Below are 25,632 nucleotides of genomic sequence, written 5' to 3' on the forward strand. Positions count from 1 at the left end.
TTCGTGTTTAATCCAGAATTAAAACCCGTACAGCCGGCTCGCCCTGGCTTTGCGGTATTAAGTATTCGTAATTGGGAAGGCGAAGCTTCCCCTGTTTATTTAAGTATTCAGCGTAACCAAGACCGTTATTTTCTAAATGATCAAGGTGAATGGGTAGGTAATGCCTTTTTTCACCAACTTTCTCTTGATGAGTGTGATGACGGCTATCAAATTGTTCTTGATAAAACCTTGGTCGATCCATTAGTCAGTAATTTACAAATGGCGTACCAGTTTACGTTAAAAGACGATAACGAAACGCAAGATATTGGCCGATTACGTATTCGCGATGGTGTATTAGCATCACAAGCACAGGGCCAGAGTGAGTCGTTAAAATCAACGGCAACGCTTAATCAGCAAGCAATTCCACCAGCACCAGTGGTAGAAAATAGCCCTGAACCCGAGCCAATCAAAGCACCAGAACCTATTGTAAAACCCGAACCTATTATTCCTGAAATAACAGCAGATGAGCCCCCTTATCGCCCTACACCCACACCTAAAAAATCAAAAAATGGCCTTATTTTCGCCATTATTCTAATTGTTATTCTGGCTGGCGTATTAACATGGTTCTTCTTACTTCGTGGTAATCCTGCCGGAGAACCCGCACCAGAACCGACCCCAGAACCATCAGCGCCTGCGGTTTGTAGTGTCGAAAATATGAAAACAGGTACAGCGCTAGCTTTTGTTCAAAGTTGTCTACAAAGCCAACCTGATAGCAAAGCAATTATCACGATTATTGAACAAGCAAAACAAAATCAACAGTGTGATATCGCTCAGCGTTTATATGCTTATAAAGCACAGGCTGGAGATATTGAAATCGCACTAAATTATGCCCGTGAATACGACCCTGCGTCGGCATCTTCACAAGGTTGTTTTAATGCTGATAAAGAGACTGCTATTTATTGGTATGAAGCCGTGTTAAATCACGACTCACAAAATAGCGAAGCAAAAACGCGTCTTGAAGCACTGAAAAAATAGGAAAGTCAGATGAAAAAAGCTCATTGGCTCACGCTTATTCTCAGTAGTTTAATACTGGCAGCACCCGTAAGTGCTGAAGAGAAAAAACCACTGTTACAAGATGGCAAAAAAACGTTGTACCAACGTGTATTAACTTATCCTGGCTGCCAAATTACAGATGCAGTGGGTAAAACAGGAAAAGAACAACCTGCTTTTAGCCGTTTTTATGTTTATCAGCGCCAAAAACAAGGTACAGATGAGTGGCTACAAGTAGGGCCAGATAGTTTAGGTCATGTTAGTGGTTGGATGAATGCTAACTGTACTTCTGAGTGGAAAATGCAATTAACGCTGGCATTTACGAACCCAGCAGGTCGTAATCCTATGTTGTTTTTTAAAGAGAAACAGACCTTAGAAGGCTTATTAGATAGCCCTGATCCTAAAAAACAATATCAGCCATTTTTAACTGACATTAAAAATCAAAAAGTTAATCCGGCGATTTTAGCAAAAGAGCCTGATTATATGATTGATCAGAAAAGTAATTTTTATCTATTACCTGTTTTAGATTCAGATGAGGTCTTTACTGATGCGGGCTATAAAGTACGTGTATTAAATGTAGCTTCCGTCTCTTCACAAGCCAAAGACAACAAAGAAGCGCAAAATACCAATACTACGGCTAATAAAACTAAACCAACCTCACCAGAAGATGCTAATGCAGAAAATATGATGCAAGGTTTCTCTGCGGCAGTGGTGTTTGTTATTGACTCGACCATTTCAATGGATCCTTATATTGATAGAACCAAAGAAGCGATTCAAAAGGTTTATGCTCAAGTCGAAAAAGACAACATGCTTGATAAGGTAAAATTTGGCTTAGTTGCATTCCGCTCTAATATCAAAGCCGTACCTGCATTGGAATATGACAGCAAAATGTTTGTTAATCCCAATGATGTGAAAGATGGTCCTGATTTCCTTAATAAAGTAAAAGAGCTACGCCAAGCAAAAGTCTCAAGTAGTCGTTTTGATGAAGATGCTTATGCTGGTGTTATGCAAGCGCTAGATGATGTTGATTGGACCCGTTTTGGTGCCCGTTATGTGATTTTAATTACTGATGCTGGCGCGTTAACTGGCGATGACCCGCTTTCATCAACCAAACTCGATGCAGAGCAAATTCGTCAAGAAGCCGCTTATCGTGGTGTTGCGCTTTATACTTTGCATTTAAAAACACCATCAGGTGCTAAAAATCACGCCTCTGCGCAAGCGCAGTATGAAGCGTTAACGCTAAATCCGTTTTTACACAAATCACTTTACTACCCAATCAATTCAGGTGACGTAAATAATTTTGGTAAAATGGTCGACAGCTTAGCCACGGCGGTCACGACACAAATTCAGACCGCTTATCGTGGTGAAGCAACCGTGGGTAGCGCATTAAATGCCGATCCTACCTATAGCAAAGATAAAGAAACCAACACCTTACTAAACGATGCTCATGATTTAGGTTACGCCATGCGTTTGGCCTATTTAGGCGAAAAACAAGGTACGAAAGCACCGCCTGTATTTAAAGCATGGATTAGTGATCGCGATTTATTACAACAAAATGTACCCACCACAGAGGTTCAGGTTTTACTGACCAAAAGTGAGTTGAGCGATTTAAGTGATGTAATGAAAAAAATCGTTAATGCCGCTAACGAAGGACTGATTTCACCTGACAATATGTTTGCAGATTTACGCTCTATTGCTGCAACAATGGGTAACGATCCAAATCAAATCAAACAAGGTACAGCCACTAAGCTTGGCGAAATGGGCTTATTAGGTGAATACGTCGAAAACTTGCCTTACCTTAGTGAGGTATTGGGTTTAGATGAAGAAACATGGAAAAGCTGGGATGGCCTTGAGCAAGAGAAATTTATTCGCCGCTTAAATACGAAACTACAGTATTATCAGCGTTATAACGAAGATGTAGATCGTTGGATATCCCTTGCACCACAAAGCGATCCTCGCGATCACGTTTATCCCGTGCCTCTGGAAAACTTACCTTAATGATCCAGATTGAAGGAATGGCAATTACCCGTGGTGATGCGCAACAAGGTTTTCGGGTTGCGCTTCCTTCACTAACGCTTGATAAAGGCGAAATTGGTGCATTAACGGGATTAAGTGGTTGTGGTAAAAGCACTTTACTAGAGATGATTGGGCTTATTTTACGTCCTGATGAACTCAGTCAATTTCAATTAGGTGATAATCTCTCGATAACACAAGCCGTATTAGGTAATGAACAAGCTCAACTTTCTGCACTACGTGCTGAAAAGCTGGGGTTTATGCTGCAAAATGGTGGGTTATTGCCTTTTTTAACCGTCATGCAAAATATCCAATTACCACGAAAAATGTTGGGATTATCTCCTCATTCTGACTGGCTTGATCACGCTATCGACCATTTACAATTACGCTCTTTTCTTAATCGTCTACCTCGCCAGCTCTCTATTGGCGAACGCCAACGTGCTGCTTTTATTCGAGCTATCGCCCACGAACCGGCATTATTGCTCGCTGATGAGCCAACAGCAGCGCTTGATCCTCATAACGCACAAGCGTTATATGCGCTTATTGTTGAGATGGTAAAGCAACTTAATATTTCGGCATTAGTGGTGAGTCATGATTGGTCTTTGGTTGAACGCTTTGGCTTTAGCCATTACCACGCTCAATTAGAAGGAGGCGGCAGTGTCTTTATCAAACAATAATCAGACACCTAATCGCCTTGGATTACTCTGTTCATTAGCATGGCGTGACTTACTTTATGATCGCAAGGTCGCGTTATGTATTGTGTTTTCATTGGTTTCTGTGATTGCACCTTTACTTCTGCTATTTGGTTTGAAAAATGGCATTGTGACGCAGTTGCATCATCAATTACTCAACGATCCTCGTAACCTCGAAATTCGTATGTTAGGTAATGGCAATTACCCACCATCGTGGTTTGATGAAATTGCGCAAAAAAAAGAAGTTCGTTTTGTTATTCCTCTGACTCGTAGCCTAAATACACAAGCTGATATTGTTATTGATGGCCAGCATTTTATTGATAATGCAGAAATTATTCCGACTGCGAAAAATGACCCATTATTAGAAGATGTCGCTATTCCACAAAATAATGACACCTTGGTGCTCTCCGCCAACGCTGCGCAAAAACTCCAAGCCAATGTAGGGGATAATGTCCGTTTGTTTATCAGCCGTAAACTTAATGGCGTTAATGAACGGGCTAAACGTACTTTTGTTGTTGGTGCCATTATCAGTGATAGCAAATTTTCAAGAGCGGCAGCATTTGTCTCTCTTGATGTATTAGTTGCAATGGAAGATTATCGCGACGGCTATCAAGTCCCCCTTTTTGGTATTAATGAGGGGGTTGAAGCAAAACCCCGCAATCAATTTGCTAAAGCCCGGCTTTATGCCACTGACTTAGATGCTATCACCCCTTTAGATAACTGGTTTACGCAACAACATATCGATGTGATCACGCAAAAAAGCCAAATTGACTCGGTTAAAGCGATTAGTTATGTGCTGAATGTCATTTTTTCTGTCATTGCATGGGTTTCTTTATTGGGTTGTGTTGCATCTCTTATTGGTGCTTTTCTTGCCAATATTGACCGCAAACGCAAAGATATGGCGGTATTGCGCTTATTAGGTTTTCGTCAATTTGCGGTTTCTTTATATATCGTACTGCAAGCCCTATTGTTAACCAGTCTCGCCTTTATATTAGCGCTAATGCTCTATGGCGTTGGCAGTCAGCTATTTACAACATTATTAGGTACCCATCTTCCTGAACAGGCATTTGTTTGCCAACTCACATTTTGGGATTTATTGATTGCAATGGGCAGTGCATTGCTCGTGGCATTAGTGGTTGCTGGCATTGGCGCATTACGCGCTGTCTCTATTCAACCCGCGGAGAGCTTACGTGAAATTTAATTTATCGCTATTAACTTTATCATTCACGCTGTTATCTAGCAGTTTCACAGCGTCTGCGGCGTGGGATAACAAGTTTGTTAATCCAAAACCCCTCCCTGATGATGTGATTTTGCCCTTTCCTTGTGAAGGTTCCATGGTTTTTCGCCCAGTCACTATTCCACTTAGTCAGCCGCTACAAGATTACAGTGTGACACTAGGGCAAGAAGGTGATGAATGGGGATACTTAGAACAATCACGCGCTGAATATATTTCAGGCAGTTTTCCGCTAAAAACCAAAGAAAAAGGACGCTATTATTTACTGGCTAAATACCCGGTAACTGATTTGCAATTTAACGCAATGCAAAGTGTGATTAATGGTAAAGAGTGCCCAACAGCATCTAATAAATTACGTTTGCCTAAAGTGAATGTGAGCTGGTATGAAGCAATGCAGTTTGCTGATCAATATAATCAGTGGCTAAGAAGTAAACATCCTGAAGCCCTACCCGTAGAAGATGGCACTAAAGGTTTTGCTCGTTTACCAACAGAAACTGAGTGGGAGTTTGCTGCTCGTGGTGGCTTAAAAGTATCTGCTTCAGAATTTCGTGATACTCGCTTTCCAATGCCTGAAGGCGCGAAAAACTATATTTGGTCAGCAGGAAGTCAATCCGCTAACGGCTCTTTACAACTCACTGGATTACTATCGCCAAACCCGTTGGGATTACACGATATGTTAGGTAACGCGGCTGAAATGATGTTTGAACCTTTTAGACTGAATAAACTCGACCGCTTACATGGTCAAGCCGGTGGCTTTATTGTACGAGGCGGAAGTTATTTAACACCAGAAAGCGATATGCGCAGCTCATGGCGTCAAGAAGAACCTTATTACACCAATACGGGTGCAAATAAAAATAAATACACGGGTTTTCGTTTAGCGATTGTCGCGCCAACTTTAACGTCTAGAGACAAAATTAAAGAGATCGAAAAAGAGTGGCAGCAGTTAGGAAATGAAAAGCCGGCGAACAATAAATCGAAAGCCAATAGTGATAGCTCAATTAATAGTTTAAATACATTATCCACGCAAGTTGAAGATGAAGCGCTGAAAAAGCAATTGGCTGAGTTAAAAAATACCTTACGAGCCAATGCGCAACTGCGTGATGAACAACGAGATCAAGCAATTAGAACCTCATTGCAATTAGGTGCATTTCTGTGCACTAAATTAAAAGATGATGGCGAATTTTATGACCGGCTCATTGCGCTTCATAATAAAAACTGCCCTGCTGGCACAAAAGATGCCACTTGTGAGCGTCGCCAAGAACAAGTTAACGAACACAAGAAAACACTCGATTTTGTTGTTAGCTATTACGCTGACACTTTGGTGGATATGGCAACAACCTATGATGCATCACTTGTGAAGCCTCAGGTTGATGTTGTCCGTCAACTCATGGAAGCAAGAGGAAAATCAAATTTAAATACGTACCTTTCAACTTATATGCAAGGGCTCCAAGGATATTGGACAAATGGTAAGGTTTCACGGAACGAATGGCTTGAAGCGTGCAAAAAACAATAACATTGACTTGAGATAGATGGGTGTGAAATGAAAAAGCGGTTAATGGCTGTGCTTGGCTTAAGTACTGTGTTGGTCTTATCGGGATGTCAAAGCAATAATGGCGCAGATCCTCGTATCACCAACAATAGCGATATGGAGTTCTTCAGCAAATCAGGTATTACAGCTTGTGCTGGTGGTGCTGCTATTGGTGCTCTAGGTTGCTTAGTATCAAATTCAAGTAACAAAGGCGCATGTATGCTTATCGCCGCAGTTGCTGGCTGTGGTGTGGGTATTGGTGCTAACGCCTATTTAGATAATAAACGTAAAGATTATTCTTCTAAGGAAGAGATGCTTAACTCGATGATTGCTGATATTAAAAAAGAGAATCAGCATTTACAAAGTGCATCTAATGCGGCAAGAGCGGTCATTGATGACGACAAAAAAGCATTAGCTAAAATCGAGCAAGATATGAAGCAGCAACGCTTAAATAAAGCGGCAGCTGAAAAACAATTAAAAGGTATCGATGCCAATATCGCCGCTTTGCGTTCTCGTTTATCTGATATGACAAAACGTGAAGCAGAATGGCGAGATATTGCGGCTAAAAGTCGTGATGACGGTATAAAAACAGCGCAACTTGATAAGCAAATCACTGGGATGAAACAACAAGTAGCCTCTTTACAAGAAGAGCTAGATAGCCTCTACTCTCAACGCACTGCAATAAGACTTAGTTAAAAAGGATGATAATGAAACTTTTACCTCTCTCCCTTGTGGGTATGACACTACTGTTAAGTGGTTGTGTAACAAATCCAGCAGATTGCGACCCTACCACAGGTGATGTCAGTATTATTACAAAATTTAATTGTAATTATTCAGGCACTTATGATAATCGCATAGAGCAGAAAAAAGCTGTCTTAGGTAATGAACAAGCATTAAATATTGAGTTTAAAGCCGTACTTGCTGCTATTGAGAAAGAAAAACAGCAAAGCAATGCTGATTTAAAAACGCAACAAGCTAATCAACGTGCTTTAAATCAATCAATGAATAATTTGTTAAATCAAATTCGCCAAAAAACCAAAGGCCAAAGTGATATTCAAAAACAAATTGATGATATTGATAAAAGAATGAAAGCTGTACAAAACAATCCATCAAAATCTGTGATGGAAAAACAGCTCGAGTTAGAAGGTCTACAAAATAAAGTGATCGATTTACAAAGTGATTTAGGGCTGAAGTAAAATACTTTATAACTCCTCATATAATTTATGGGGAGTTATAATTAAAAAAATATAGTTAATTATAATGCTGACACTAAATAAATTCTAAATTCGTGATGTGTTTTTTATAAAAAACACAGTTATCAAATTAAAGAACCTTTTTTAATATCCTAAAAAATATCCTCATTACTATAATCCCGCTTCTTTACAATTAATAAAGGGATATAACAAATGAAAAAACAATTGCTATCAGCTTTACTTATCACAGGTTTATTTTCTATTTCTTCTGCCAATGCACATGATGATCTACAATTTGGTAAAACAACGCTTTCTGCGGGTTATTCACAAATAAAAATGGAAGGTCAAAATCCAATGCATGGCGGTGTTATTTCACTTCGTCAAGAACTCAATAAACAATTTGGCATTTTAGCAACAACCACCTATACCCAGAACGAATATGATTTAGATAAATCATTCAAAAGAGTATTAAAAGACATTAATACTCGTTATTATTCTGTTATGACAGGACCTACTTTACGCTTAAATGATTATTTCAGTGTTTATGGTGTTGCGGGTATCAGTCAAATACAATTTAAAAATTTAGATAAAAGCGAATTTAATAAAAATAAAATTAAAAAAAATGCATTTAGCTGGGGTGCAGGTATTATGATTAACCCAACTGAAATGCTGTCTATTTCTTTAGGCTATGAAAATAGCCGCTATAAATTTAGTGAAATTGCTAAAAATAAAATGATTATCGATGGCTTTATTGCCAATGTTGGTTATCGTTTTTAATCACAGCAAGCACATATTATTAATATAGTATGTGCTTATTTTAGTTAAAATAATACGATAACATTTACTCAAATAAAAACGCCTCTGCTTTATATAAACACAGAGGCAAATTAAAAACCAAAATGAATCACACCAGGGTATAACACTAATACATCCGTTTTAAAGACCTACACGATTAAATTAAATTTTGATAAGTCCCTAATTGATATCCTCGCTCTACTATTGCTTTTTTTAACGATAATTCTGTTAATACGTCAAGCTCCACTAAACGTTGAAAACAATAACCGCTTGCACGTAATGGATTATCAATAAACGCGGGATGCGTCATCACCTCTAAAGAATGCTCATTACGCGCTAATGATCCATCAAGTACTTTTAAAAACAGTGCTTGTGATATTTCATCACCATAAAATTGGCTATCAAAACCATCGCTACTTAAAACACCTTGAGTATCAATAGCACCTTGTTTTGCCAAAGGTCTATCCACTCGTAATGGCAGTGATTTTTCTTTTGCAAACTCCGCAACAATAGGGAAAATTTGCTTAAACATATGCACATGATGGTGGCTATCAATATGGTCTGGTTCACAAGCAAAAATATCGATAAAACGCTGATATTGAGCCTGTAATTCAATGCGTATTTCATCTAAAGGTAAATCACCCTCTTCTGCCATCTGCCAAACCCACTTACCTAATACACCCTCACGCGTTAAAGAGGATAAAGGAGACAGCGGCTTACCCATTGTCAGCGTAAAATGAAGCCCTACACCCAAGTTAGGTAACTCTTTACGTAATTGCGCTGCATGTTCAATGCCTTCGGCGTTAACTAATGCGGTTGTTGATGTCACCACACCATAACGATGACACTCTGCAATGCCGTAGTTTTGTCCCTTGCTAAGCCCGAAATCGTCTGCATTAACAATCAATAAACGCGCCATTTTGTCTCCTTTTTACTTATTTTCGCATCATTTTAATGATTAATGAGTACTCTTTTCTAACTGTGCTATTGCTTTAGCAAAATTAGGTAGATGCGCTTTATGTGCTAATAATAATTCTCGCGTTAATACTTCAGCATCTTTATCTGAAAGCACTAATGGTGTTAAATTCATTGCCAATAATGCATCATTTAATTCACCTGTTATTGCTGCTTTACTTGCTGCAATTTCAAAACCTTTAATGGTATGAATTAAACCCATTACTTTCTCATCAAAATGCGTTAAACGCGGGTGTGGTTTAGCGCCATCGCGCCCTAAAATAGCTGTAACTTCTATCGACCAATCCGCAGGAATATTATCAATATGCCCATGATGTGGAATATTGACATAATGCTCAGCTTGTTTGTCGTTATAGATGGCATTAATAACTTCACATGCAGCATCGGAATAATATGCACCACCGCGTAATTCAAGCTCTTTAGGTTTGATATTTAAGTCCGGATCTTTATAAAGGTCGAATAATTGTTTTTCGACTTTTTGCACCACTTTAGCGCGAGCACCGCCTTTATAATATTCACCCATTTCTATTGCTAGCATCTCTTTTTGCTTAAAGTAATACAGCAAATAAGAACACGGCAGCATATTAAGAGAACGAATTAATCCTTCACTAAATGGTAAATCAAAAATATTTTTTACTGAGCCCGCAGTTAATGTGCCAGAAGCAACACCATCTAATAACTCAGGGAAACGAGACTGACCATTTACAATTACATCCTTAATAAACACCATGTGATTTAAACCAAATAAATCAATAGAAAGCTCATCTTTATCTGTAAGATCCAGAACATCTGTAATAAACATCTTCATACCAATAGGAATATTACAAACACCAATAAACTGCTTAAAATTGGTATGACGATAAACGGCTTCTGTCACCATGCCTGCTGGATTAGTGAAGTTAATAATCCACGCATTTGGGCATATTTCTTCAACATCTTTAATAATGTCAAAAATAACGGGAATAGTACGTAAACCTTTAAATAAACCACCTGCGCCATTAGTTTCTTGACCTAAATAACCATGACTTAAAGGAATAGACTCATCAAGTTCTCTCGCTTTTAATTGCCCGACACGTAATTGTGTTGTGACAAAATCGGCATTTTTTAATGCTTCACGACGATTTAATGTTTTATGAATAGTTAAAGGAATACCCGCTTTTTTTACCATCCGCTGGCAAAGCTCAAAAATAATATCGAGCTTTTCTTTACCCTCAGCAACATCCACTAACCACAGCTCTGTAATAGGTAACTCATGGTAGCGTTTAATAAAGCCTTCTAACAACTCAGGTGTATAGCTACTTCCACCACCAATGGTAACCACTTTTAATTTATGACTCATAAAATACTCCCATACAGCATAATAATGCTGTTATTTGTGTATTAATGGTGAATTTAAGGCGTAAAAGCCCCTAAGAAAAATCAATTAATTTTTCTTTTCATTTCAATGGCTAAATAAAATCAATTTATTGATTGATTAAATTTTTACGCTTAATAATGAATTAATTTGTTTCTTTAATACTGTATAAATTTTTTCGATAACTATTTGGTGTTAGCGAAGTAACCTTTTTAAAGGTTTTAATAAATAAACTTGGGCTGCTATAGCCAGAATCGAAAGCAATATCCGTTACCGAATAGTTGGTTATTTCCAACTGTTTTTTAGCAAAGTTAATCCTAATATCATGAATAATTTGCATTGGTGTTTTATCGTAATAACGTCGCGTCGCTCTGGTTAAATATTCTTGTGATTTCCCTGATAACATCACCATATTAGCTAAAGCATTTTCACCAAATTTCTGTTTATCGTGCATTTCTGCTACCGTATCCCTTAGCCATAAAGGAATATCATCTTCGATACGATTATCTCTATGATGTCGTAGACGGTTAACCACATTGAAGGTGACTATTTCGATAAATTCATTAAATTCAGTATGACGAAAATTTAATGAACTAATAACGGATTCAATATAAGAAAGAAATTCATTTTTTAGTTCATAAACTTGTGATGCAATAAAATAAGAAGGCAATAAAGAAGAATAATGTTTTTCAAAAAAAGATTTACTAATACCCACATTTAAAATACGAGTCGCACCAAATTCATAAAAACTTTGATGATGAGAACCTATAGGAATAAAAACAAAGTTCCCACGTTCTAATAAAATCTTTTTACCGTTAATCTCTTGATAATAGCGCCCCGTTAAAACAATGGTGAATTCATAATAGTCATGTTGATGCAATCCGCTGACACTTTCCGTTTTATTATAAATAAACACATGAAAGTTTTTGCCATTAAATAGCTGGTCCTCATAGACCATACGTATTTCGCTTTGTGCTTTTAATGACTCCACCACCCTATTCATCTTATTTTATCTTCTCATGTAATTCGATTAATTCCGTAACCAGCTCTCTTGCTAACATAGAGGTCATTAAATGATCTTGTGCATGTACTAATACTAAGCTGACTTTGGTTTTTCCTAATCCTTGGTCATCGCCAATTAAGCGCGTTTGAATTTTATGGGCTTCATTTAATGCTGCGCGAGATTGCTCCATTAATTTTCTTGCGCCCTCAAAATCACCTTCTTTGGCTTTTTTTAATGCACCATAAGCCACGCTACGCGCTTGCCCTGAATTAATAATAAGCCCCATAACTATCTCTTCAAATTCATCTTCTGTTACTGAACTGTCTTCGGCATTTTCAATATCTAACATCGTATTTCCTCTTTGACTTTTAGGTGCAGAGAAAACTCTGCACCTATTTTTCTAACTTAAAACTTCAATGCATTGGCAATATCTTCTTCACTCTCTTCTTTCTCAATCTCACTTTGTGCTTTATTGGAGATAATAACGAAAGGCAAGTAGAACACCGTTGCGACACCAAGGTTAAACAACGCCAGCAATAATGCGGCAATGCTTCCGTTGGTATTAAAGAATGCCCCTAGTCCTGTAGGCATTGTCCAAGGTGCAATATTCGTGACAGGTGGGATAATCCCTAAATAATAAGCCGTGACAGTAATTGCGGCTAAGACTGGCTGAATAAGAATAAAGGGAATAAACATCACTGGGTTCATAATGACTGGCAAACCAAAAATAATCGGCTCATTAATTTGGAATAAACCTGCTGGCAATGCGAGTTTGGCAACTTGACGGTGATCGGCACGACGAGAAGCGATAAAGATTGCCAGAATAAGTCCCAACGTTGCACCAGTTCCTCCTAAGAAAATAAAGGAATCTAACATTGGTTTAGCCCACAAGTGGAAGCTCTTACCTGCGGCTAATGCTGCGTCAACAGAACCATATTCTGTATAAATTGCTACGTTCTCTAACGCCCAAGGCGTCATAATTCCGCTATCAAGTGCTGCGAGTGCGAGCGATCCGTGAATACCAAAGAACCACAACAATGAAGTGAAAATCACATAGGCCCAACCAACAACGGCACCCATAGAGGCTAATGGAGTTGAAATTGAATCTAAGATGATTTGATGGAAATGCGTTTCGTAGTGTGCCAGTCCCCAAGAAATAATCCCCATAATTGAGAGAATAATAAAGCCAGGGATTAACGCAGAGAACGAACGTGAAACAGAGGCGGGTACGCTATCCGGTAATCGAATCACCCAATTACGACGCACTATAAAGGTAAACATTTCGGCAACCGCAATACCGATAATAATACCAGAGATAATATTTGCACCACCTAACCAGTTGGCGCCAACAGCATAAGCACCACCCGCATTATAAGGTGTTACTGTCATAAAGGCGGCAATAGAAAGTAAACCAGCGGCAATTGGGTCTACTTTTCGTTCTTCTGCTAATGCCATGCCGATAAAGAAAGGCGCCATTAATGACATGATACCCAATGTACCATTATAGACATTACCCCCAATCGCTTTAAAACCATTGAGTGTTTCTATTGTTGATGCATCAAGACGAATACCGAGAGAATAAAAGAAGGAGCCATCACCAAAACTAAGAAAAACGTTATTGATAAGAACAAACATCGCCCCTGCTAGGGTTAACGGCATTAAACGGATAAAACCATTTTTAATGGCGTTGACATGAGGTTGCTTTCCAATTTTAACCGCAAAAGGAAGGAGTACCTTTTCAAGTGAACCGATGAACTTACTCATAGAAAAATACCCTTAAAATGCCGCTAACAGCACGGCTAGCTGAAAAATTCACTCTTTGACTGAAATAAAAATAAAATTCAAAAATAAAAAATTAATTTGTTGTTGCTACTGCTTTTTTAATAGAGGCAACGGCCGCTTTTAGCACACCTAAACCATCCACTTTTCCGTATAACAAAGAGTCGATAACCTCGACAGGTTTATTCGGTAATAATTTTTGAATATCTGAAAGCATCCAACCTATTTGAGGTCCGAGTAAAATAAGGTCAGCTTCCTGTCCTTTTTGCTCTGCTAATGTTTCAGGAAATGCTTCAATCACGACAGGAACATCATATTTTTCTGCTTGCGCGCGCATTTTTGTAACCAAAAGAGATGTTGACATGCCGGCAGAACAAAATAGATAAATATATTTCTTTTGCATAAAACCCTCTTGAGTTGGCAACGATTTGCCCTAGAGATAACCATGCTTTCTCATGTGCATTCATTACTGTGTCAGTACAGAAACAGAAGTAAGATTAAAATAAGGATTGTTTCTGCTTGAATAAAGTATACGCAATGATACTAGGGAACGATATTTCCTAGCAGATAAGAATTGTCTCTCCTTGACCTACTCTTTTGACACTCTTCACAAATTGAGCAAATAATCTTTAGTTTTCTTCGGTTTTCCTCTCTTTAAGCATCAATCAAGCTCATATGATCTCACGCAAAAATTCATCACTTTAATAAAGTTAACTCTTTATTATTATGAGAATGTGAATTAGTATCATTACTCTTTATCGTTTTGATGTTATTATTGTCTTTTAGTGGATCGAGATTTAGGCCGTTGCTGTAAAGATCCGTCTTATTTCGAGTTGCAACAATATGGGAAAGAGAATGTTTAAAAAGTCATTAAACCCACTGTTTTTACTACTTTCTTCACTTGTTATCGCAGGTTGTGATAACGCTCAAGACACATCAACAGCACAATCAGCAGAGAAACAAACTCTCACGATTGAACATTTTCAAGGGACAACCGAAATCCCAGCACATCCACAAAAAGTGGTTGTGATGAATATGGAAACCTTAGACATTATTGATGCGCTAGGTGTGCCTATTGTTGGACTTCCACAGACGAATGTTCACTTGCCTGAGTTCTTATCTAAATACACCAACAGCAACGACTACATCAATGAAGGCGCATTATTTGAGCCTAACTACGAAAAACTGAGCAACACAGCACCAGACCTTATTTTAAGTGGTAGCCGTGCTCGTGATGCTTATCCAAAATTAAGTGAAATTGCACCTGCAATTTCTATGGATATCGACAGCAAACGCTTTATCGAAAGTCTGTCAGAGCGCACAACAGAACTTGGTCAAATTTTTGGTAAAGAAGAACAAGCCAAAAAATTACTGACTGATTTCAATAGCAAAATTGATACCGTAAAAGCAAAAACATCAGATGCGGGTACAGCAATGGTGGTTTTAGTCAGCGGCGGAAAAATCTCGGCTTATGGCCCAGGCTCTCGCTTTGGCTTTATCTATGATGTACTTGGTTTTAAACCGGCTTACACATTTGATAGCCCAGGTTCTCACGGTAATATTGTAAACTCAGAATTATTACTGAAATTAAACCCAGACTGGATGTTTGTGATTGACCGCGATGCTGCTATTGGTCGAGAAGATTCACAACCTGCACAGCAAGTATTAGATAACGCGTTGGTTAGAAAAGTGAATGCTTGGAATAAAGACCAAGTTATCTATCTTGATTCAAGCTCGATTTATATTTCAGGCGGGATCCAAACTTACTCTCGCTTAATGGATACTATTAATCAGGCTTTGGATAATAAAAAAATAAAGTAACTGAATGAAAACGTATCATTTATCATTGGGGATAGGACTTGTTGCTATCCTCTCAATGATCAGTCTATTTATCGGCGCAGGAGATATTACTCCTGCTTCGCTTTTTACTGATCCTGATATGCGCGATATCTTCTTTATCAGCCGTGTTCCAAGAACCCTGTCATTATTGCTTGCCGGTGGAGCCATTAGTGTTGCTGGATTAATTATGCAATTACTAACACAAAATCGCTTTGTAGAGCCGTCGTTAGCAGGAACCACACAATCTGCCAGCCTTGGATTATTAGTCGTTATGCTGTTATTCCCAGCAGCAGGTATCTTCACCAAAATGATGGTAGCAACTGTATTTGCCATGCTTGGCACAATACTGTTTATGATGCTATTACAAAGAATAACCCTAAAAACAGCGCTTATTGTTCCTCTTATTGGCATTATGCTCAGCGCAGTTATTGGTGCGTTAACCGTTTTTTTAGCGGTTTATTTTGATTTATTACAATCATTAGATGCCTGGACTAGTGGCGATTTTTCTAGCGTATTACAGGGTCGTTATGAACTTCTTTGGCTGGTTGGCGCATTAGCCTTAATGGCCTGTTGGGTCGCTGATAGCTTTACTGTTGCCGGAATGGGTCGCGAGTTTTCCATTAACGTCGGATTAAATTACCGTAAAGTGATGATCATTGGCCTTTCAATTATCGCATTAATCAGTGGTGTGGTGGTTTCCGTTGTCGGCGCTTTACCCTTTCTTGGTTTGATTGTGCCAAACCTGGTCAGTTTGGTAATGGGCGATAACATCCGTAAAACCATCCCTTGGGTCTGTTTAAGCGGTGGCGCAATAGTTTTACTTTGTGATGTTATTGGCCGTTTAATTCGCTACCCCTTTGAAATTCCAGCCAGTGTGATTTTAGGCGCTGTGGGTGCAGTAATTTTCTTATTCTTACTACTAAAGCAGCAACGTTATGCAAAAAGTTAACTCATCACTTATCAGCAAATGTACTGGCGCTGCCTTACGCGAAAAAAAGTGCCTTTCGCCTCTTACCCGAATTGGGTTATTGCTAGGTGCATCGTTGCTGGCTATCGCTCTGTTTATGTCGATCAACCTAAGTGGCAATATCGCTTATATTTTGACTCATCGCGCTTATATTGTACTGACAATGATTATTGTCGCTTTTTCTGCGGGTGTTTCGACCATACTATTTCAAACTATCGCCAATAACCGGATCCTCACCCCATCATTAATGGGATTAGAAGCACTGTTTGTGTTGCTACAAACGCTGTTTGTCTTCTTTGAAAGTGATATGCCAGCATCGTGGATGCTCAATATCACCAAATTTTTTATCGAATCCGCGTTATTGGTGCTGTTTTCTGTGTTGTTATACCGATGGTTATTTAGCTCGGTTCGCTTTAATATCAACTTAGTTTTGATGATAGGTATTATTCTAGGTACGCTCTTTCGCAGCTCCGCCACCTTATTACAGCGCCTAATGGATCCCAATGAATTCTCTGTTTTGCAAGGCCGCATGTTTGCCACCTTCACCAGAGCAACACCTGATCTTATCTTTTGTGCATTAGCCATCATCGTCGTTGTGGGTGTGCTACTTTGGCGTATGCGCTATAGCTTTGATGTCATGGCATTAGGCCAAGCCAATGCGATTAACCTTGGAATTAATTACCGTAAACAGACCACTTATATCCTGTTATTGATTTCAGTATTAGTTGCTGTCTCTACTGCATTAGTGGGTCCTTTAACCTTCTTAGGATTAATTGTTGCTAACCTTGCTTATCATATCAGTGGTAGCAGTCAACACCGTTTTCTTATGCCCGTCGCATTTTTACTCGGCACTATTGCCTTAATTGGCGGACAGTTAATACTAGAATACGGTTTGAAAATGACAGGTACACTTTCTGTTGTTATTGAGTTTATTGGCGGGATGTTCTTTATCTATTTGGTATTAAGAAGACTTTAACATGATTGAAATCAGCAAAATATCGAAACATTATCAAGATATTACTGTTTTAGATAACATTACAACAACAATTCAACGTGGCGGTATTACTTCGATCATTGGTCCTAATGGTGCGGGTAAATCCACACTGCTTTCTGTTATTGGACGCTTATTAATTCCTGAAAGTGGCATGGTCAGTGTTAATGGTATGGATGTTGCTGCCACAGATAGCGATGTACTAGCCAAAAACCTCTCAATTCTACGCCAAGAAAACCAGTTTGTGAGCCGTTTAACAGTGGAAGAATTAGTAGGTTTTGGTCGTTATCCTTATAGCAAAGGCCGTCTGACACTTGAAGATAAAAAAGTCATTGATGAGTCATTAGATTTTTTAAATCTAACAGAATTTCGTCACCGTTATCTTGATGAATTATCTGGAGGACAACGCCAACGTACCTATGTAGCAATGGTCCTTTGCCAAGATACTGAATACGTTATGCTAGATGAACCACTAAATAATCTTGATATGAAACATGCAGTAATAATGATGAAACTTCTGCGAAAAGCCGCTGATGAGTTAGGAAAAACCATTATTATTGTTATTCATGATATCAACTTTGCATCCGTTTACTCTGACTATATTTTAGCAATGCGTAATGGGCAACTCTATTATCATGGTTCACCAAAAGAGATCATGAAAGCAGAGATTATCGAAGATATTTTCGATACTCCTGTTGAAGTCAAAGAGCTTGATAACAAGCTCATCGCCATGTATTACTAATTCAACAAATACTAAAGCATGTTATTTTCATCTTAAATAACATGCTTTTTTATGATTTCTTTTCTGATTTTTTTTCTGGTTGAATCAGCGTCGAATTAATATCTTCAAATATTGATTGCCATGTTGCATCATCAATATCCATCAAACCGAAATAGCGTAATAAAAAAGTGCCTTCTGTCGCTAAAAATGCCAATCTTGCCCGCTTTCCTGCTTCTGTTGTTGTATCTAACCCTGCTAATCGTTGTTGATACCACTCTTTGGTACTTTGCAAATATTCAGGGGTTTGCAACAGTGCTGCCATCAAACTAGCGCCTTTGGCAAAAGAAACTTGGTCATGATTATGGGTTGCATGAATATGTGCAGTAACGCGATTTTCTGGTGAGTTTTCTTTTGCTGCAATTTCATTAAATCGGGCTTCATACCCACCTTCCCAATGCTCAAACATTGCATCAATCATCGCTTCTTTACTGCTAAAGCAATATTGAACACCGCCTTTCGAAATGCCCATTTTTTTAGCAACGGTATCTATTGTCAATGCCGCAGCACCTTGCTCCATAACGATATCAAAAATGGCTTCAAGCAGTTTATCTCTATCAATTGTTCTTTGGCGTCCCATTTAAAAAAACCTCTTTTCAATACAGTCGTATGGATTTATATTACTACCGTTAGCAACAAAATAATACCCATGATAATAACTGAGATTTTTATGTTAAGAGATTATAAACGCTGGATCATACTGCTTTTAGTATCGAGTATGCTGTTTCTGATTGTCGTTGATGTCACAGTGCTCTATACCGCGTTACCTCGTTTAACCCATGATTTAAACGCCAGTGCTTCTGAAAAACTTTGGATAATGAATGCTTATCCTCTGATTGTTGCGGGATTATTACCAGCAGCAGGCATGTTAACTGACCGTATCGGCCATAAAACACTATTTATTAGTGGGCTACCGCTATTTGCAATTGCCTCACTCTGTGCCGCATTTTCCCCTACCGCCACAGCATTAATAGCTTCTCGTGGTTTCTTAGCGATTGGTGCAGCCATGAGTATGCCAGCGACTCTTTCGATAGTTCGCCAAGTGTTTAGCAATTCACAAGAGCGTGCTGTGGCTATCGGTATTTGGTCTGCGGTTGCTTCTGGAGGTGCAGCTTTAGGGCCATTAATTGGCGGTGCTTTATTAAATAACTTTTGGTGGGGTTCGGTATTTTTAATTAATGTGCCGATAGTCCTGATTGTTTTACCTTTTGCGATTTGGCTTATTCCTCAATATGCTGGGCATGGTAAACATAAAATTGATTACTTAAGCTCTGTACTTATTCTAATTGGTTTAGTCAGCGCAATTTATGCTTTAAAAGAGCTAGGAAAACCTTACACACAGTGGAGTGAAGCGGCTATTGCAACCCTTATTGCCGTTGTTTTCCTAACTATTTTTACCTTGCGTCAAAGAAAACAGACTCACCCCATGATTGATTTTTGCTTATTTAAAAATCGATTTTTTAGTATTGGTATTGCGATGGCGGTACTTTCAATGGTGATAATCGTTGGTATCGAATTATTACTAAGCCAGCGTTTACAATTAGTCGCAGGTTTTACTCCATTAAATGCAGCGCTAGTTATTTTACCCATCCCCATTGGTTCTGTTTTAGCATCCCCATTAACCGGTTATTTTTTAGCACGATTAGGCGAAGTTCGGTTAATTATCGCCGGATTTACACTCACTTTAGTGGGAAATATTTGGTTAATCGCAGTGTATCAAACTACATCACCAATGGTATTAATCGGTAGTCTATTTTTAATTGGCTTTGGTTTAGGAATGATTTTTACCACGGCATCCACTTCTATTATGTTAAGCGTGGCAGATAGACAAGCTGGTATGGCAGCCTCAATTGAAGATGTGGCTTATGAATTAGGTAGTGTTATTGGTGTTACGTTTATGGGGAGTTTAATGAGTACGGTATACACCTTAAAGCTGATATTACCAGGCTCACTAAATGTCAGTGATGTCGTTTATGACAGTTTAGATGAAGCATTAATTGTGTCTGAAAAATTACCAGACACATTATCGACTTTATTAATTACTCAAGCTAACACCGCATTTGAACAAGCTTTTTTAGTTGTTTTAATTGCTACCGCGATTATTACAGCATTAAGCCTGATTTTTTTACCTTATTGTTTACGCAATACAATACGCAAAAAAGTGGCTTAAAAACAGAGATATTCTACAAAATAAACGCGCCATTTAGGCGCGTTTTTAATAATGAGGCTAATACGTTAAATAACTAAAACCGATCAATATCCAAGGCATCCATACTAAAGTGAGAAGGCGATAGCCCCATCTGCTTTTTAAACATAGTTGAGAATGAACCCGCGCTGTTATAACCCAAGTCAAAAGCGATTTCGGTAATTCCACGGCCCGATAAAATTTGAGTTAATGAATTTAATAAGCAAACTTGCTGACGCCATTGTGAAAATGACATTCCTGTTTGTTGACGGAAAAAACGGCTAAAAGAACGCTCACTTTTATGTAATTTATCGGCCCATTGTTGAGGTAATGAATCTATTTTGGGATCACGGATAAAATCACGACACAGCGTCGCTAATTTATTATCTTGAGGAATCGGAGCAAAAAATGGTAAAGGTTTCGCTTTAGCTAATTCACATAAGATTAACTGCATTAAAATACCATCGCGACCTTTTTTATCGTATTTTGCCGGCACATCAACGGCCTCTAATAACAGTTGACGAAATAACGGTGAAACACTCAATACTTCACACTGCTTACTATTACGAGGAGCTGCTAAAGGCTCGATATATAAACTGCGAGTACTGACTTCAAGCATACGTGTTTCATGACCTGTTTGCGGTGGGATCCACACGCCACAAGACGGAGGAATAACCCATTCGCCATCGTCAGTACTTACTTCAATAAGCCCTGTCGCAGGATATAAAAACTGTGCTCGACGATGCTGATGCGTTTCTAATAGTGTATTAGGCAAATAATCTGTACCAAGCGCAATAACATCTCGGTCAAGTGAATCAACGCTTTTTAAAGGCACATTTCTCACAGTTTGGGTCGCTCTCTGCTTATTTTTATCTTATTTAATATAACAGCTATCCCTCTATCCGCACACCGGCAAATAAAGGGCATATTATTAAATTCGTTATATATTTAAACAAATAACGATATTAACTTATGTTAAATTTAAACCTTACTGATATCTATTTAATAAACCTCATTAACAATCGAAAAACGCGCTTTTAACACCCCGCGTAAATAGGCTGAAATTCAGATGTCATTGTCTGGTTTTAGAATGTTGGCAAAAGATTAATCAACTACTATCCCTCTCGCAGACGTTATTTCGGGCGTTCTGCAATTATCTATGCATTCAATAATAATGCAGCGGATACCAGACATTCCCTATATTCATAGCCTAGAAAAACCACACTAATTCTTTATATCAAGTATCGGGTATATCGGGATCCGCCTATTATGTTTAAGGTAGAGTTCATTATGAGCAATCAGTCCGATCACGATAGTGATAAAAAGAATATTCTTAGCGATGTTAGCCGTCGCCATTTTTTACAAGCCAGCTCGGCATTAGTTACCCTCCCTTTTCTTGCATCAGGATCTATTGCTGCAACCATTGATAATGCTATCGCTGTAAAACCAATAACAACTGAAGATGGCGAACGTGTTGTATCTACTTGTAGTAGTTTTGACTGTGGCGGTAAATGTGATATTCGCGCCCATGTTAAAGATGGCAAAGTGACGCGCATTAGTACACGCCCTGACGCTGATTTAGACGAAGAAATGCCCATTATGCGCGCCTGTGTACGTGGGCGAGGCTACCGTAAATTTGTCTATCACCCCGACCGTTTAAAATACCCTATGAAACGCGTAGGCAAACGTGGCGAAGGTAAATTTGAGCGCATTAGTTGGGAAGAGGCAACAACGCTTATCGCACAGAATATGCAGCGAATTAACGCACAATATGGCCCTGCTTCTCGCTTTGTAAGCTTAAGTACGGGTGTGACTGGCGGAATTTTTTCTGGTGCCAATATGCTGCGTCGATTGTTTAATATCACTGGCGGATTTCTAGAAAACTACCACTCAGTAAGTAACGGTAACACGATGGCGGTTACCCCTTACACTTATGGCACATCCGCAAGTGGCAGCACTTTAGATACCTTAGAAAATACACCATTAGTAATTTTATGGGGTCATAATCCAAACGAAACTGTGTTTGGCCATACCAATCATTATTTCCAAAAAATGAAGAAAAACGGCACTAAATTTATTGTCGTTGATCCGCGTTATTCTGATACTGCCTCTTCATTAGCAGACCAATGGATCCCACTATTACCAACCACTGACAACGCCATGATGGATGCGATGATGTATGTCATCATCAGCGAAAATCTGCATGACCAAACCTTTATTGATAAATACACACTCGGGTTTGACGAACACCAAATGCCAGATGGTGTTGGTGAAAACGAATCGTTAGTTGCCTATTTAATGGGTAAAAAAGATGGTGTGGTGAAAACACCAGAGTGGGCAGAACCTATCACTAAAGTACCAGCAGATATTATTCGTCAATTAGCCCGTGAATATGCGTCAACAAAACCAGCAGCATTAATGCAAGGTTGGGGGCCACAACGTCATATTTGTGGTGAGCGTACAGCGCGTGGTGCAACATTATTGGCGACTATCACCGGTAACGTTGGTGTGCGTGGTGGTTGGGCCGCGGGTTATGGTATGGCGTTAAACCCTGATTTACGCAAGACCATTGCAGGGCCAAGCTTACTCACAAATCCAGTTAAAGCAAAAATCAATATCACCAACTGGGTACAAGCCTGTGAAGATAAAAAGCTAGTCACTCCACAAAACGGGTTACTCAATGCCGAGAAACTTGATACTGAAATCAAGATGATTTTCTCAATGGCGGGTAACTACATGACCAACCAAAACACCGATATTCTTCATGCGGCTAACGTGTTAGAAGACGAATCTAAGGTTGAGTTTATTGTTTGTAGTGATCTTTATTTAACGCCAAGTGCAAAATTTGCCGACATTCTACTACCAGAAACTAGCTTCTTAGAACGTTGGAATATCGGCGGCACATGGAGTTATGGCGACTACATTATTTTATCTGAAAAAGTCATTGAGCCAGAATTTGAACGTCGAACTGACTACGATTGGTTACGTGAAGTTGCAGATAAATTAGGCGTTGGTGAACAATTTAGCGAAGGGAAAGAAACCGACCGCGATTGGATTGAATATTTAGTCAATGACGCTAGCGTTAAACGCCCTGAAGACGGCATCCCTACCTTTAATGAGTTACTCGTTAAACGTCGTCATTTATTAAAACATCGCCCACACACCCAAAATGTCGGGTTTGAAAAAAATATTCAAGATATTGAGAACAATCCATTCCCAACACCATCAGGAAAAATTGAGATTTTCTCTAAACGTCTTTATGACATGAATAATCTCGATATCCCTGCCTTATCGCACTATGTACCGGCAATTGAAGGTCCCGAAGATAAATTAACGGGTAAATTTCCACTTCAGCTAATTACGTGGAAAGGCCGTAATCGCGCTAACTCCACACAATTTGCTAACCCTTGGTTACAAGAAGTTCAGCGCCAAGAGTTATGGATAAATCCGCTTGATGCGCAAGATAGGAATATCAAAGAGGGTGAAAAGGTCAAAGTCTATAACGACCGTGGTATCACGATGATCCCCGTCAAATTGACACAGCGTATTATGCCTGGGGTTGTCGCATTGCAAGCAGGTGCTTGGTGGCAACCTGATGCAAAAGGTATTGATCAAGGTGGATGTGCCAACGTATTAACATCATCTCGTAGCACCGCAATGGCACATGGCAATGCTCACCAAACATTATTGGTTGAGGTAGCAAAAGCATGAGTAAATTTACCGTTTATCCCGCTGTAAGTCGCAAACAGTTAGGATTCTATATTGATAGCGCCCGTTGTTCAGGGTGCAAAGCCTGTCAGGTTGGTTGCAAAGATAAAAACAATCTTGATGTGGGACGTAAATTCCGTCGTGTTTATGAAATTACGGGAGGTGGTTACACTCGTAATACCAATGGCGCGTTAATTAACAACGTTTTTGCTTATACCTTATCAATCTCATGCAATCACTGTGCAGATCCTGTTTGTGTAAAAAATTGCCCAACAACAGCGATGCACAAACGTGAAGGTGACGGCATTGTTATGGTTGATACTGATAAATGCGTTGGTTGTGGTGCTTGTGCGTGGTCTTGCCCTTATGGTGCACCACAAATGAATCCAGAAACCAAACAGATGTCGAAATGCGATTTCTGTGTCGATCTACAGCAAAAAGGGGAGCAACCGGTTTGTGTTGCGACTTGTCCTCTTGGTGCAATCCAATTTGGCCCTATTGATGAACTTCGTGAACGTTATGGCGATTTAGACTATGTAACAGGCTTACCTGATCCATCAATTACACATCCCAACCTCGTTATTAACCCGCATCAAGGTGCGAATAACGACGGTATAAATAATAAGGGAGAAAGAAAATGAATGAATGGTCGTTATTAATCTTCACATTCATGATGAATGCCACTATTGGGTTAGCGCTAACTACAGGTATTTTTGCTCGTCGCCTTGCTGATTATCTCAATGCCGAAAGCTATTATCGCTTTATGTTACTCGCTCTCTTTGTAATTTGCGTATTAGCCGGACTAGGCTCTATTGCTTCTATTACTCACTTAGGTGTGCCATTAAACGCCCCCAATGCGGTCAGAAATATTTTCTCTGCATGGTTAAGCCGTGAAGTTGTTGTTACTGCTATTTTTGTTGGCTGTCTAGGGCTAACCTTTTTATGGTTGTGGCGTACCCGCAAGCTCTCAATGTTGTTATTAACTAGCAGTATTCTGATTGGTCTATTTGATATTTATTGCATGGCATCTATTTACCGCCATACCTCCATACTGACATGGATGGATCACAATACTTATATTATGTTCTTTGGCGCTATGCTGACTCTTGGTGCCGCCATTTTCTTTTTATTACTTAAAATATTACAAAATATTGGACATAAATTAGGCATTGAAATTCCACAAGTACCACTACCGATTCGCTGGAAATGGCAATTATGGGGAATAATGGCATTTAGCTTAATCGCCCGATTACTGTATCAACCTTTTTATCAGCAATATTTAACCAGTACGTTATATAGCCAAAAATCCGTGACATTCCCGCTATCACCAATAGAGGTTTATCACTCAATTGGCACACTTCGCATCACTTGTTGGGTACTTGCTACACTTGCGGTGATTGTAAGTGGATATAGCTTAGTAAAATTCCTAACGCAAAAAAACCAAGCAACATCAACAGAATCGTTATTTGTTATTGGTTGTGTACTGGCAATTATTGCTGACTTTATGTTGCGCTATGTTTTTTACTCGATTCACTAATCACACGCTATAACGACTTTTAAATAATAAAA

24 protein-coding genes are annotated in these 25,632 nt (G+C 39.0%); 16 read left to right on the forward strand and 8 right to left on the reverse strand.

The features are described 5' to 3' along the window. Positions 1 to 3: 3 nt before the first annotated feature. From M997_RS00840 to M997_RS00875, 8 genes are all read left to right on the forward strand, one after another. Positions 4 to 1,014: a hypothetical protein gene (locus tag M997_RS00840; protein WP_064718234.1), complete on the forward strand. Its 1,011-nt coding sequence runs from the start codon at positions 4 to 6 to the stop codon at positions 1,012 to 1,014. 9 nt (positions 1,015 to 1,023) lie between these two features. Then, positions 1,024 to 3,027 carry a vWA domain-containing protein gene (locus tag M997_RS00845; RefSeq protein WP_064718235.1) on the forward strand — a complete coding sequence of 668 codons (2,004 nt, stop codon included), beginning with the start codon at positions 1,024 to 1,026 and terminating at the stop codon, positions 3,025 to 3,027. Beyond that, entirely contained in the window at positions 3,027 to 3,719 is a 693-nt protein-coding gene (locus tag M997_RS00850) for an ABC transporter ATP-binding protein (RefSeq protein WP_082918365.1), read from the forward strand. Before M997_RS00845 ends, M997_RS00850 begins: the two co-directional genes overlap by 1 nt. Further along, entirely contained in the window at positions 3,700 to 4,935 is a 1,236-nt protein-coding gene (locus M997_RS00855) for an ABC transporter permease (protein WP_064718236.1), read from the forward strand. Before M997_RS00850 ends, M997_RS00855 begins: the two co-directional genes overlap by 20 nt. Then, complete coding sequence (locus M997_RS00860; protein WP_064718237.1) at positions 4,925 to 6,481, forward strand: SUMF1/EgtB/PvdO family nonheme iron enzyme; 1,557 nt, start codon at positions 4,925 to 4,927, stop codon at positions 6,479 to 6,481. The genes M997_RS00855 and M997_RS00860 overlap by 11 nt, the downstream gene beginning before the upstream one ends. A 27-nt stretch (positions 6,482 to 6,508) precedes the next feature. Continuing rightward, positions 6,509 to 7,192: a hypothetical protein gene (locus M997_RS00865; protein ID WP_064718238.1), complete on the forward strand. Its 684-nt coding sequence runs from the start codon at positions 6,509 to 6,511 to the stop codon at positions 7,190 to 7,192. A gap of 11 nt (positions 7,193 to 7,203) precedes the next feature. Further along, complete coding sequence (locus M997_RS00870) at positions 7,204 to 7,692, forward strand: hypothetical protein (protein WP_064718239.1); 489 nt, start codon at positions 7,204 to 7,206, stop codon at positions 7,690 to 7,692. Positions 7,693 to 7,902: 210 nt separating this feature from the next. Continuing rightward, positions 7,903 to 8,466 carry an Ail/Lom family outer membrane beta-barrel protein gene (locus M997_RS00875; RefSeq protein WP_064718240.1) on the forward strand — a complete coding sequence of 188 codons (564 nt, stop codon included), beginning with the start codon at positions 7,903 to 7,905 and terminating at the stop codon, positions 8,464 to 8,466. A gap of 175 nt (positions 8,467 to 8,641) precedes the next feature. On the opposite strand, the gene chbG is transcribed toward M997_RS00875, so the two are convergent. From chbG to M997_RS00905, 6 genes are all read right to left on the reverse strand, one after another. Beyond that, positions 8,642 to 9,403 carry a chitin disaccharide deacetylase gene (chbG, locus tag M997_RS00880; protein WP_064718241.1) on the reverse strand — a complete coding sequence of 254 codons (762 nt, stop codon included), beginning with the start codon at positions 9,401 to 9,403 and terminating at the stop codon, positions 8,642 to 8,644. Between the two features lie 39 nt (positions 9,404 to 9,442). Next, entirely contained in the window at positions 9,443 to 10,798 is a 1,356-nt protein-coding gene (locus M997_RS00885) for a 6-phospho-beta-glucosidase (protein WP_064718242.1), read from the reverse strand. Positions 10,799 to 10,958: 160 nt separating this feature from the next. Next, on the reverse strand, positions 10,959 to 11,816 hold the full coding sequence (gene chbR / locus M997_RS00890) for a transcriptional regulator ChbR (RefSeq protein ID WP_064718243.1): 858 nt from the start codon (positions 11,814 to 11,816) through the stop codon (positions 10,959 to 10,961). A gap of 1 nt (position 11,817) precedes the next feature. After that, positions 11,818 to 12,165, reverse strand: a complete 348-nt coding sequence (gene chbA / locus M997_RS00895; RefSeq protein WP_064718244.1) for a PTS N,N'-diacetylchitobiose transporter subunit IIA — start codon at positions 12,163 to 12,165, stop codon at positions 11,818 to 11,820. A 56-nt stretch (positions 12,166 to 12,221) separates the two neighbouring features. Beyond that, a complete protein-coding gene (chbC, locus tag M997_RS00900) occupies positions 12,222 to 13,580 on the reverse strand; it encodes a PTS N,N'-diacetylchitobiose transporter subunit IIC (RefSeq protein WP_064718245.1) in 1,359 nt (452 codons plus the stop codon). Between the two features lie 91 nt (positions 13,581 to 13,671). Further along, positions 13,672 to 13,998 carry a PTS sugar transporter subunit IIB gene (locus M997_RS00905; protein ID WP_064718246.1) on the reverse strand — a complete coding sequence of 109 codons (327 nt, stop codon included), beginning with the start codon at positions 13,996 to 13,998 and terminating at the stop codon, positions 13,672 to 13,674. Between the two features lie 452 nt (positions 13,999 to 14,450). Here M997_RS00905 and M997_RS00910 point away from each other — a divergent pair, with 452 nt between their 5' ends. Genes M997_RS00910 through M997_RS00925 form a run of 4 tightly spaced genes read left to right on the forward strand, consistent with a single transcriptional unit; the run spans position 14,451 to position 18,134 of the window. Next, positions 14,451 to 15,416 (forward strand): siderophore ABC transporter substrate-binding protein, encoded by a 966-nt coding sequence (locus M997_RS00910; RefSeq protein WP_064718247.1) that lies wholly within the window; start codon positions 14,451 to 14,453, stop codon positions 15,414 to 15,416. 4 nt (positions 15,417 to 15,420) lie between these two features. After that, positions 15,421 to 16,383: an ABC transporter permease gene (locus M997_RS00915; protein WP_064718248.1), complete on the forward strand. Its 963-nt coding sequence runs from the start codon at positions 15,421 to 15,423 to the stop codon at positions 16,381 to 16,383. Then, on the forward strand, positions 16,370 to 17,377 hold the full coding sequence (locus M997_RS00920) for an iron chelate uptake ABC transporter family permease subunit (protein WP_064718249.1): 1,008 nt from the start codon (positions 16,370 to 16,372) through the stop codon (positions 17,375 to 17,377). The genes M997_RS00915 and M997_RS00920 overlap by 14 nt, the downstream gene beginning before the upstream one ends. 1 nt (position 17,378) lies before the next feature. Further along, positions 17,379 to 18,134 (forward strand): iron ABC transporter ATP-binding protein, encoded by a 756-nt coding sequence (locus M997_RS00925; RefSeq protein WP_064718250.1) that lies wholly within the window; start codon positions 17,379 to 17,381, stop codon positions 18,132 to 18,134. A 49-nt stretch (positions 18,135 to 18,183) separates the two neighbouring features. Here M997_RS00925 and M997_RS00930 read toward each other — a convergent pair whose 3' ends face one another. Next, a complete protein-coding gene (locus M997_RS00930; RefSeq protein WP_064718251.1) occupies positions 18,184 to 18,750 on the reverse strand; it encodes a TetR/AcrR family transcriptional regulator in 567 nt (188 codons plus the stop codon). A gap of 90 nt (positions 18,751 to 18,840) precedes the next feature. On the opposite strand from M997_RS00930, the gene M997_RS00935 reads away from it, so the two are divergent. Next, on the forward strand, positions 18,841 to 20,340 hold the full coding sequence (locus tag M997_RS00935; protein WP_064718252.1) for an MFS transporter: 1,500 nt from the start codon (positions 18,841 to 18,843) through the stop codon (positions 20,338 to 20,340). A gap of 73 nt (positions 20,341 to 20,413) precedes the next feature. Here the strand turns inward: M997_RS00935 and M997_RS00940 are convergent, their stop codons facing one another. Continuing rightward, the gene (locus tag M997_RS00940) at positions 20,414 to 21,199 is read right to left on the reverse strand and encodes an AraC family transcriptional regulator (protein WP_064718253.1); all 786 of its coding nucleotides are present in this window, start codon (positions 21,197 to 21,199) and stop codon (positions 20,414 to 20,416) included. Between the two features lie 446 nt (positions 21,200 to 21,645). On the opposite strand from M997_RS00940, the gene M997_RS00945 reads away from it, so the two are divergent. From M997_RS00945 to M997_RS00955, 3 genes are read left to right on the forward strand one after another with little or no spacing between them, the layout of a single operon-like run. Then, positions 21,646 to 24,066 carry a DMSO/selenate family reductase complex A subunit gene (locus tag M997_RS00945; RefSeq protein WP_064718254.1) on the forward strand — a complete coding sequence of 807 codons (2,421 nt, stop codon included), beginning with the start codon at positions 21,646 to 21,648 and terminating at the stop codon, positions 24,064 to 24,066. Next, entirely contained in the window at positions 24,063 to 24,704 is a 642-nt protein-coding gene (locus M997_RS00950; RefSeq protein WP_064718255.1) for a DMSO/selenate family reductase complex B subunit, read from the forward strand. The genes M997_RS00945 and M997_RS00950 overlap by 4 nt, the downstream gene beginning before the upstream one ends. Further along, on the forward strand, positions 24,701 to 25,600 hold the full coding sequence (locus M997_RS00955; RefSeq protein ID WP_064718256.1) for a dimethyl sulfoxide reductase anchor subunit family protein: 900 nt from the start codon (positions 24,701 to 24,703) through the stop codon (positions 25,598 to 25,600). Before M997_RS00950 ends, M997_RS00955 begins: the two co-directional genes overlap by 4 nt. Positions 25,601 to 25,632 lie beyond the last annotated feature (32 nt).

It is taken from the genome of Proteus hauseri ATCC 700826 (assembly GCF_001654965.1).
Lineage (GTDB): Bacteria > Pseudomonadota > Gammaproteobacteria > Enterobacterales > Enterobacteriaceae > Proteus > Proteus hauseri.

Excerpts from the sequence above, each read along its gene's own strand:
- M997_RS00845 (WP_064718235.1), top strand. The coding sequence starts at position 1,024 with ATGAAAAAAGCTCATTGGCTCACGCTTATTCTCAGTAGTTTAATACTG.
- M997_RS00850 (WP_082918365.1), top strand. The coding sequence starts at position 3,027 with ATGATCCAGATTGAAGGAATGGCAATTACCCGTGGTGATGCGCAACAA.
- M997_RS00865 (WP_064718238.1), top strand. The coding sequence starts at position 6,509 with ATGAAAAAGCGGTTAATGGCTGTGCTTGGCTTAAGTACTGTGTTGGTC.
- M997_RS00870 (WP_064718239.1), top strand. The coding sequence starts at position 7,204 with ATGAAACTTTTACCTCTCTCCCTTGTGGGTATGACACTACTGTTAAGT.
- M997_RS00875 (WP_064718240.1), top strand. The coding sequence starts at position 7,903 with ATGAAAAAACAATTGCTATCAGCTTTACTTATCACAGGTTTATTTTCT.
- chbG (WP_064718241.1), bottom strand. The coding sequence starts at position 9,403 with ATGGCGCGTTTATTGATTGTTAATGCAGACGATTTCGGGCTTAGCAAG.
- M997_RS00885 (WP_064718242.1), bottom strand. The coding sequence starts at position 10,798 with ATGAGTCATAAATTAAAAGTGGTTACCATTGGTGGTGGAAGTAGCTAT.
- chbR (WP_064718243.1), bottom strand. The coding sequence starts at position 11,816 with ATGAATAGGGTGGTGGAGTCATTAAAAGCACAAAGCGAAATACGTATG.
- chbA (WP_064718244.1), bottom strand. The coding sequence starts at position 12,165 with ATGTTAGATATTGAAAATGCCGAAGACAGTTCAGTAACAGAAGATGAA.
- chbC (WP_064718245.1), bottom strand. The coding sequence starts at position 13,580 with ATGAGTAAGTTCATCGGTTCACTTGAAAAGGTACTCCTTCCTTTTGCG.
- M997_RS00905 (WP_064718246.1), bottom strand. The coding sequence starts at position 13,998 with ATGCAAAAGAAATATATTTATCTATTTTGTTCTGCCGGCATGTCAACA.
- M997_RS00910 (WP_064718247.1), top strand. The coding sequence starts at position 14,451 with ATGTTTAAAAAGTCATTAAACCCACTGTTTTTACTACTTTCTTCACTT.
- M997_RS00915 (WP_064718248.1), top strand. The coding sequence starts at position 15,421 with ATGAAAACGTATCATTTATCATTGGGGATAGGACTTGTTGCTATCCTC.
- M997_RS00920 (WP_064718249.1), top strand. The coding sequence starts at position 16,370 with ATGCAAAAAGTTAACTCATCACTTATCAGCAAATGTACTGGCGCTGCC.
- M997_RS00925 (WP_064718250.1), top strand. The coding sequence starts at position 17,379 with ATGATTGAAATCAGCAAAATATCGAAACATTATCAAGATATTACTGTT.
- M997_RS00930 (WP_064718251.1), bottom strand. The coding sequence starts at position 18,750 with ATGGGACGCCAAAGAACAATTGATAGAGATAAACTGCTTGAAGCCATT.
- M997_RS00935 (WP_064718252.1), top strand. The coding sequence starts at position 18,841 with ATGTTAAGAGATTATAAACGCTGGATCATACTGCTTTTAGTATCGAGT.
- M997_RS00945 (WP_064718254.1), top strand. The coding sequence starts at position 21,646 with ATGAGCAATCAGTCCGATCACGATAGTGATAAAAAGAATATTCTTAGC.
- M997_RS00950 (WP_064718255.1), top strand. The coding sequence starts at position 24,063 with ATGAGTAAATTTACCGTTTATCCCGCTGTAAGTCGCAAACAGTTAGGA.
- M997_RS00955 (WP_064718256.1), top strand. The coding sequence starts at position 24,701 with ATGAATGAATGGTCGTTATTAATCTTCACATTCATGATGAATGCCACT.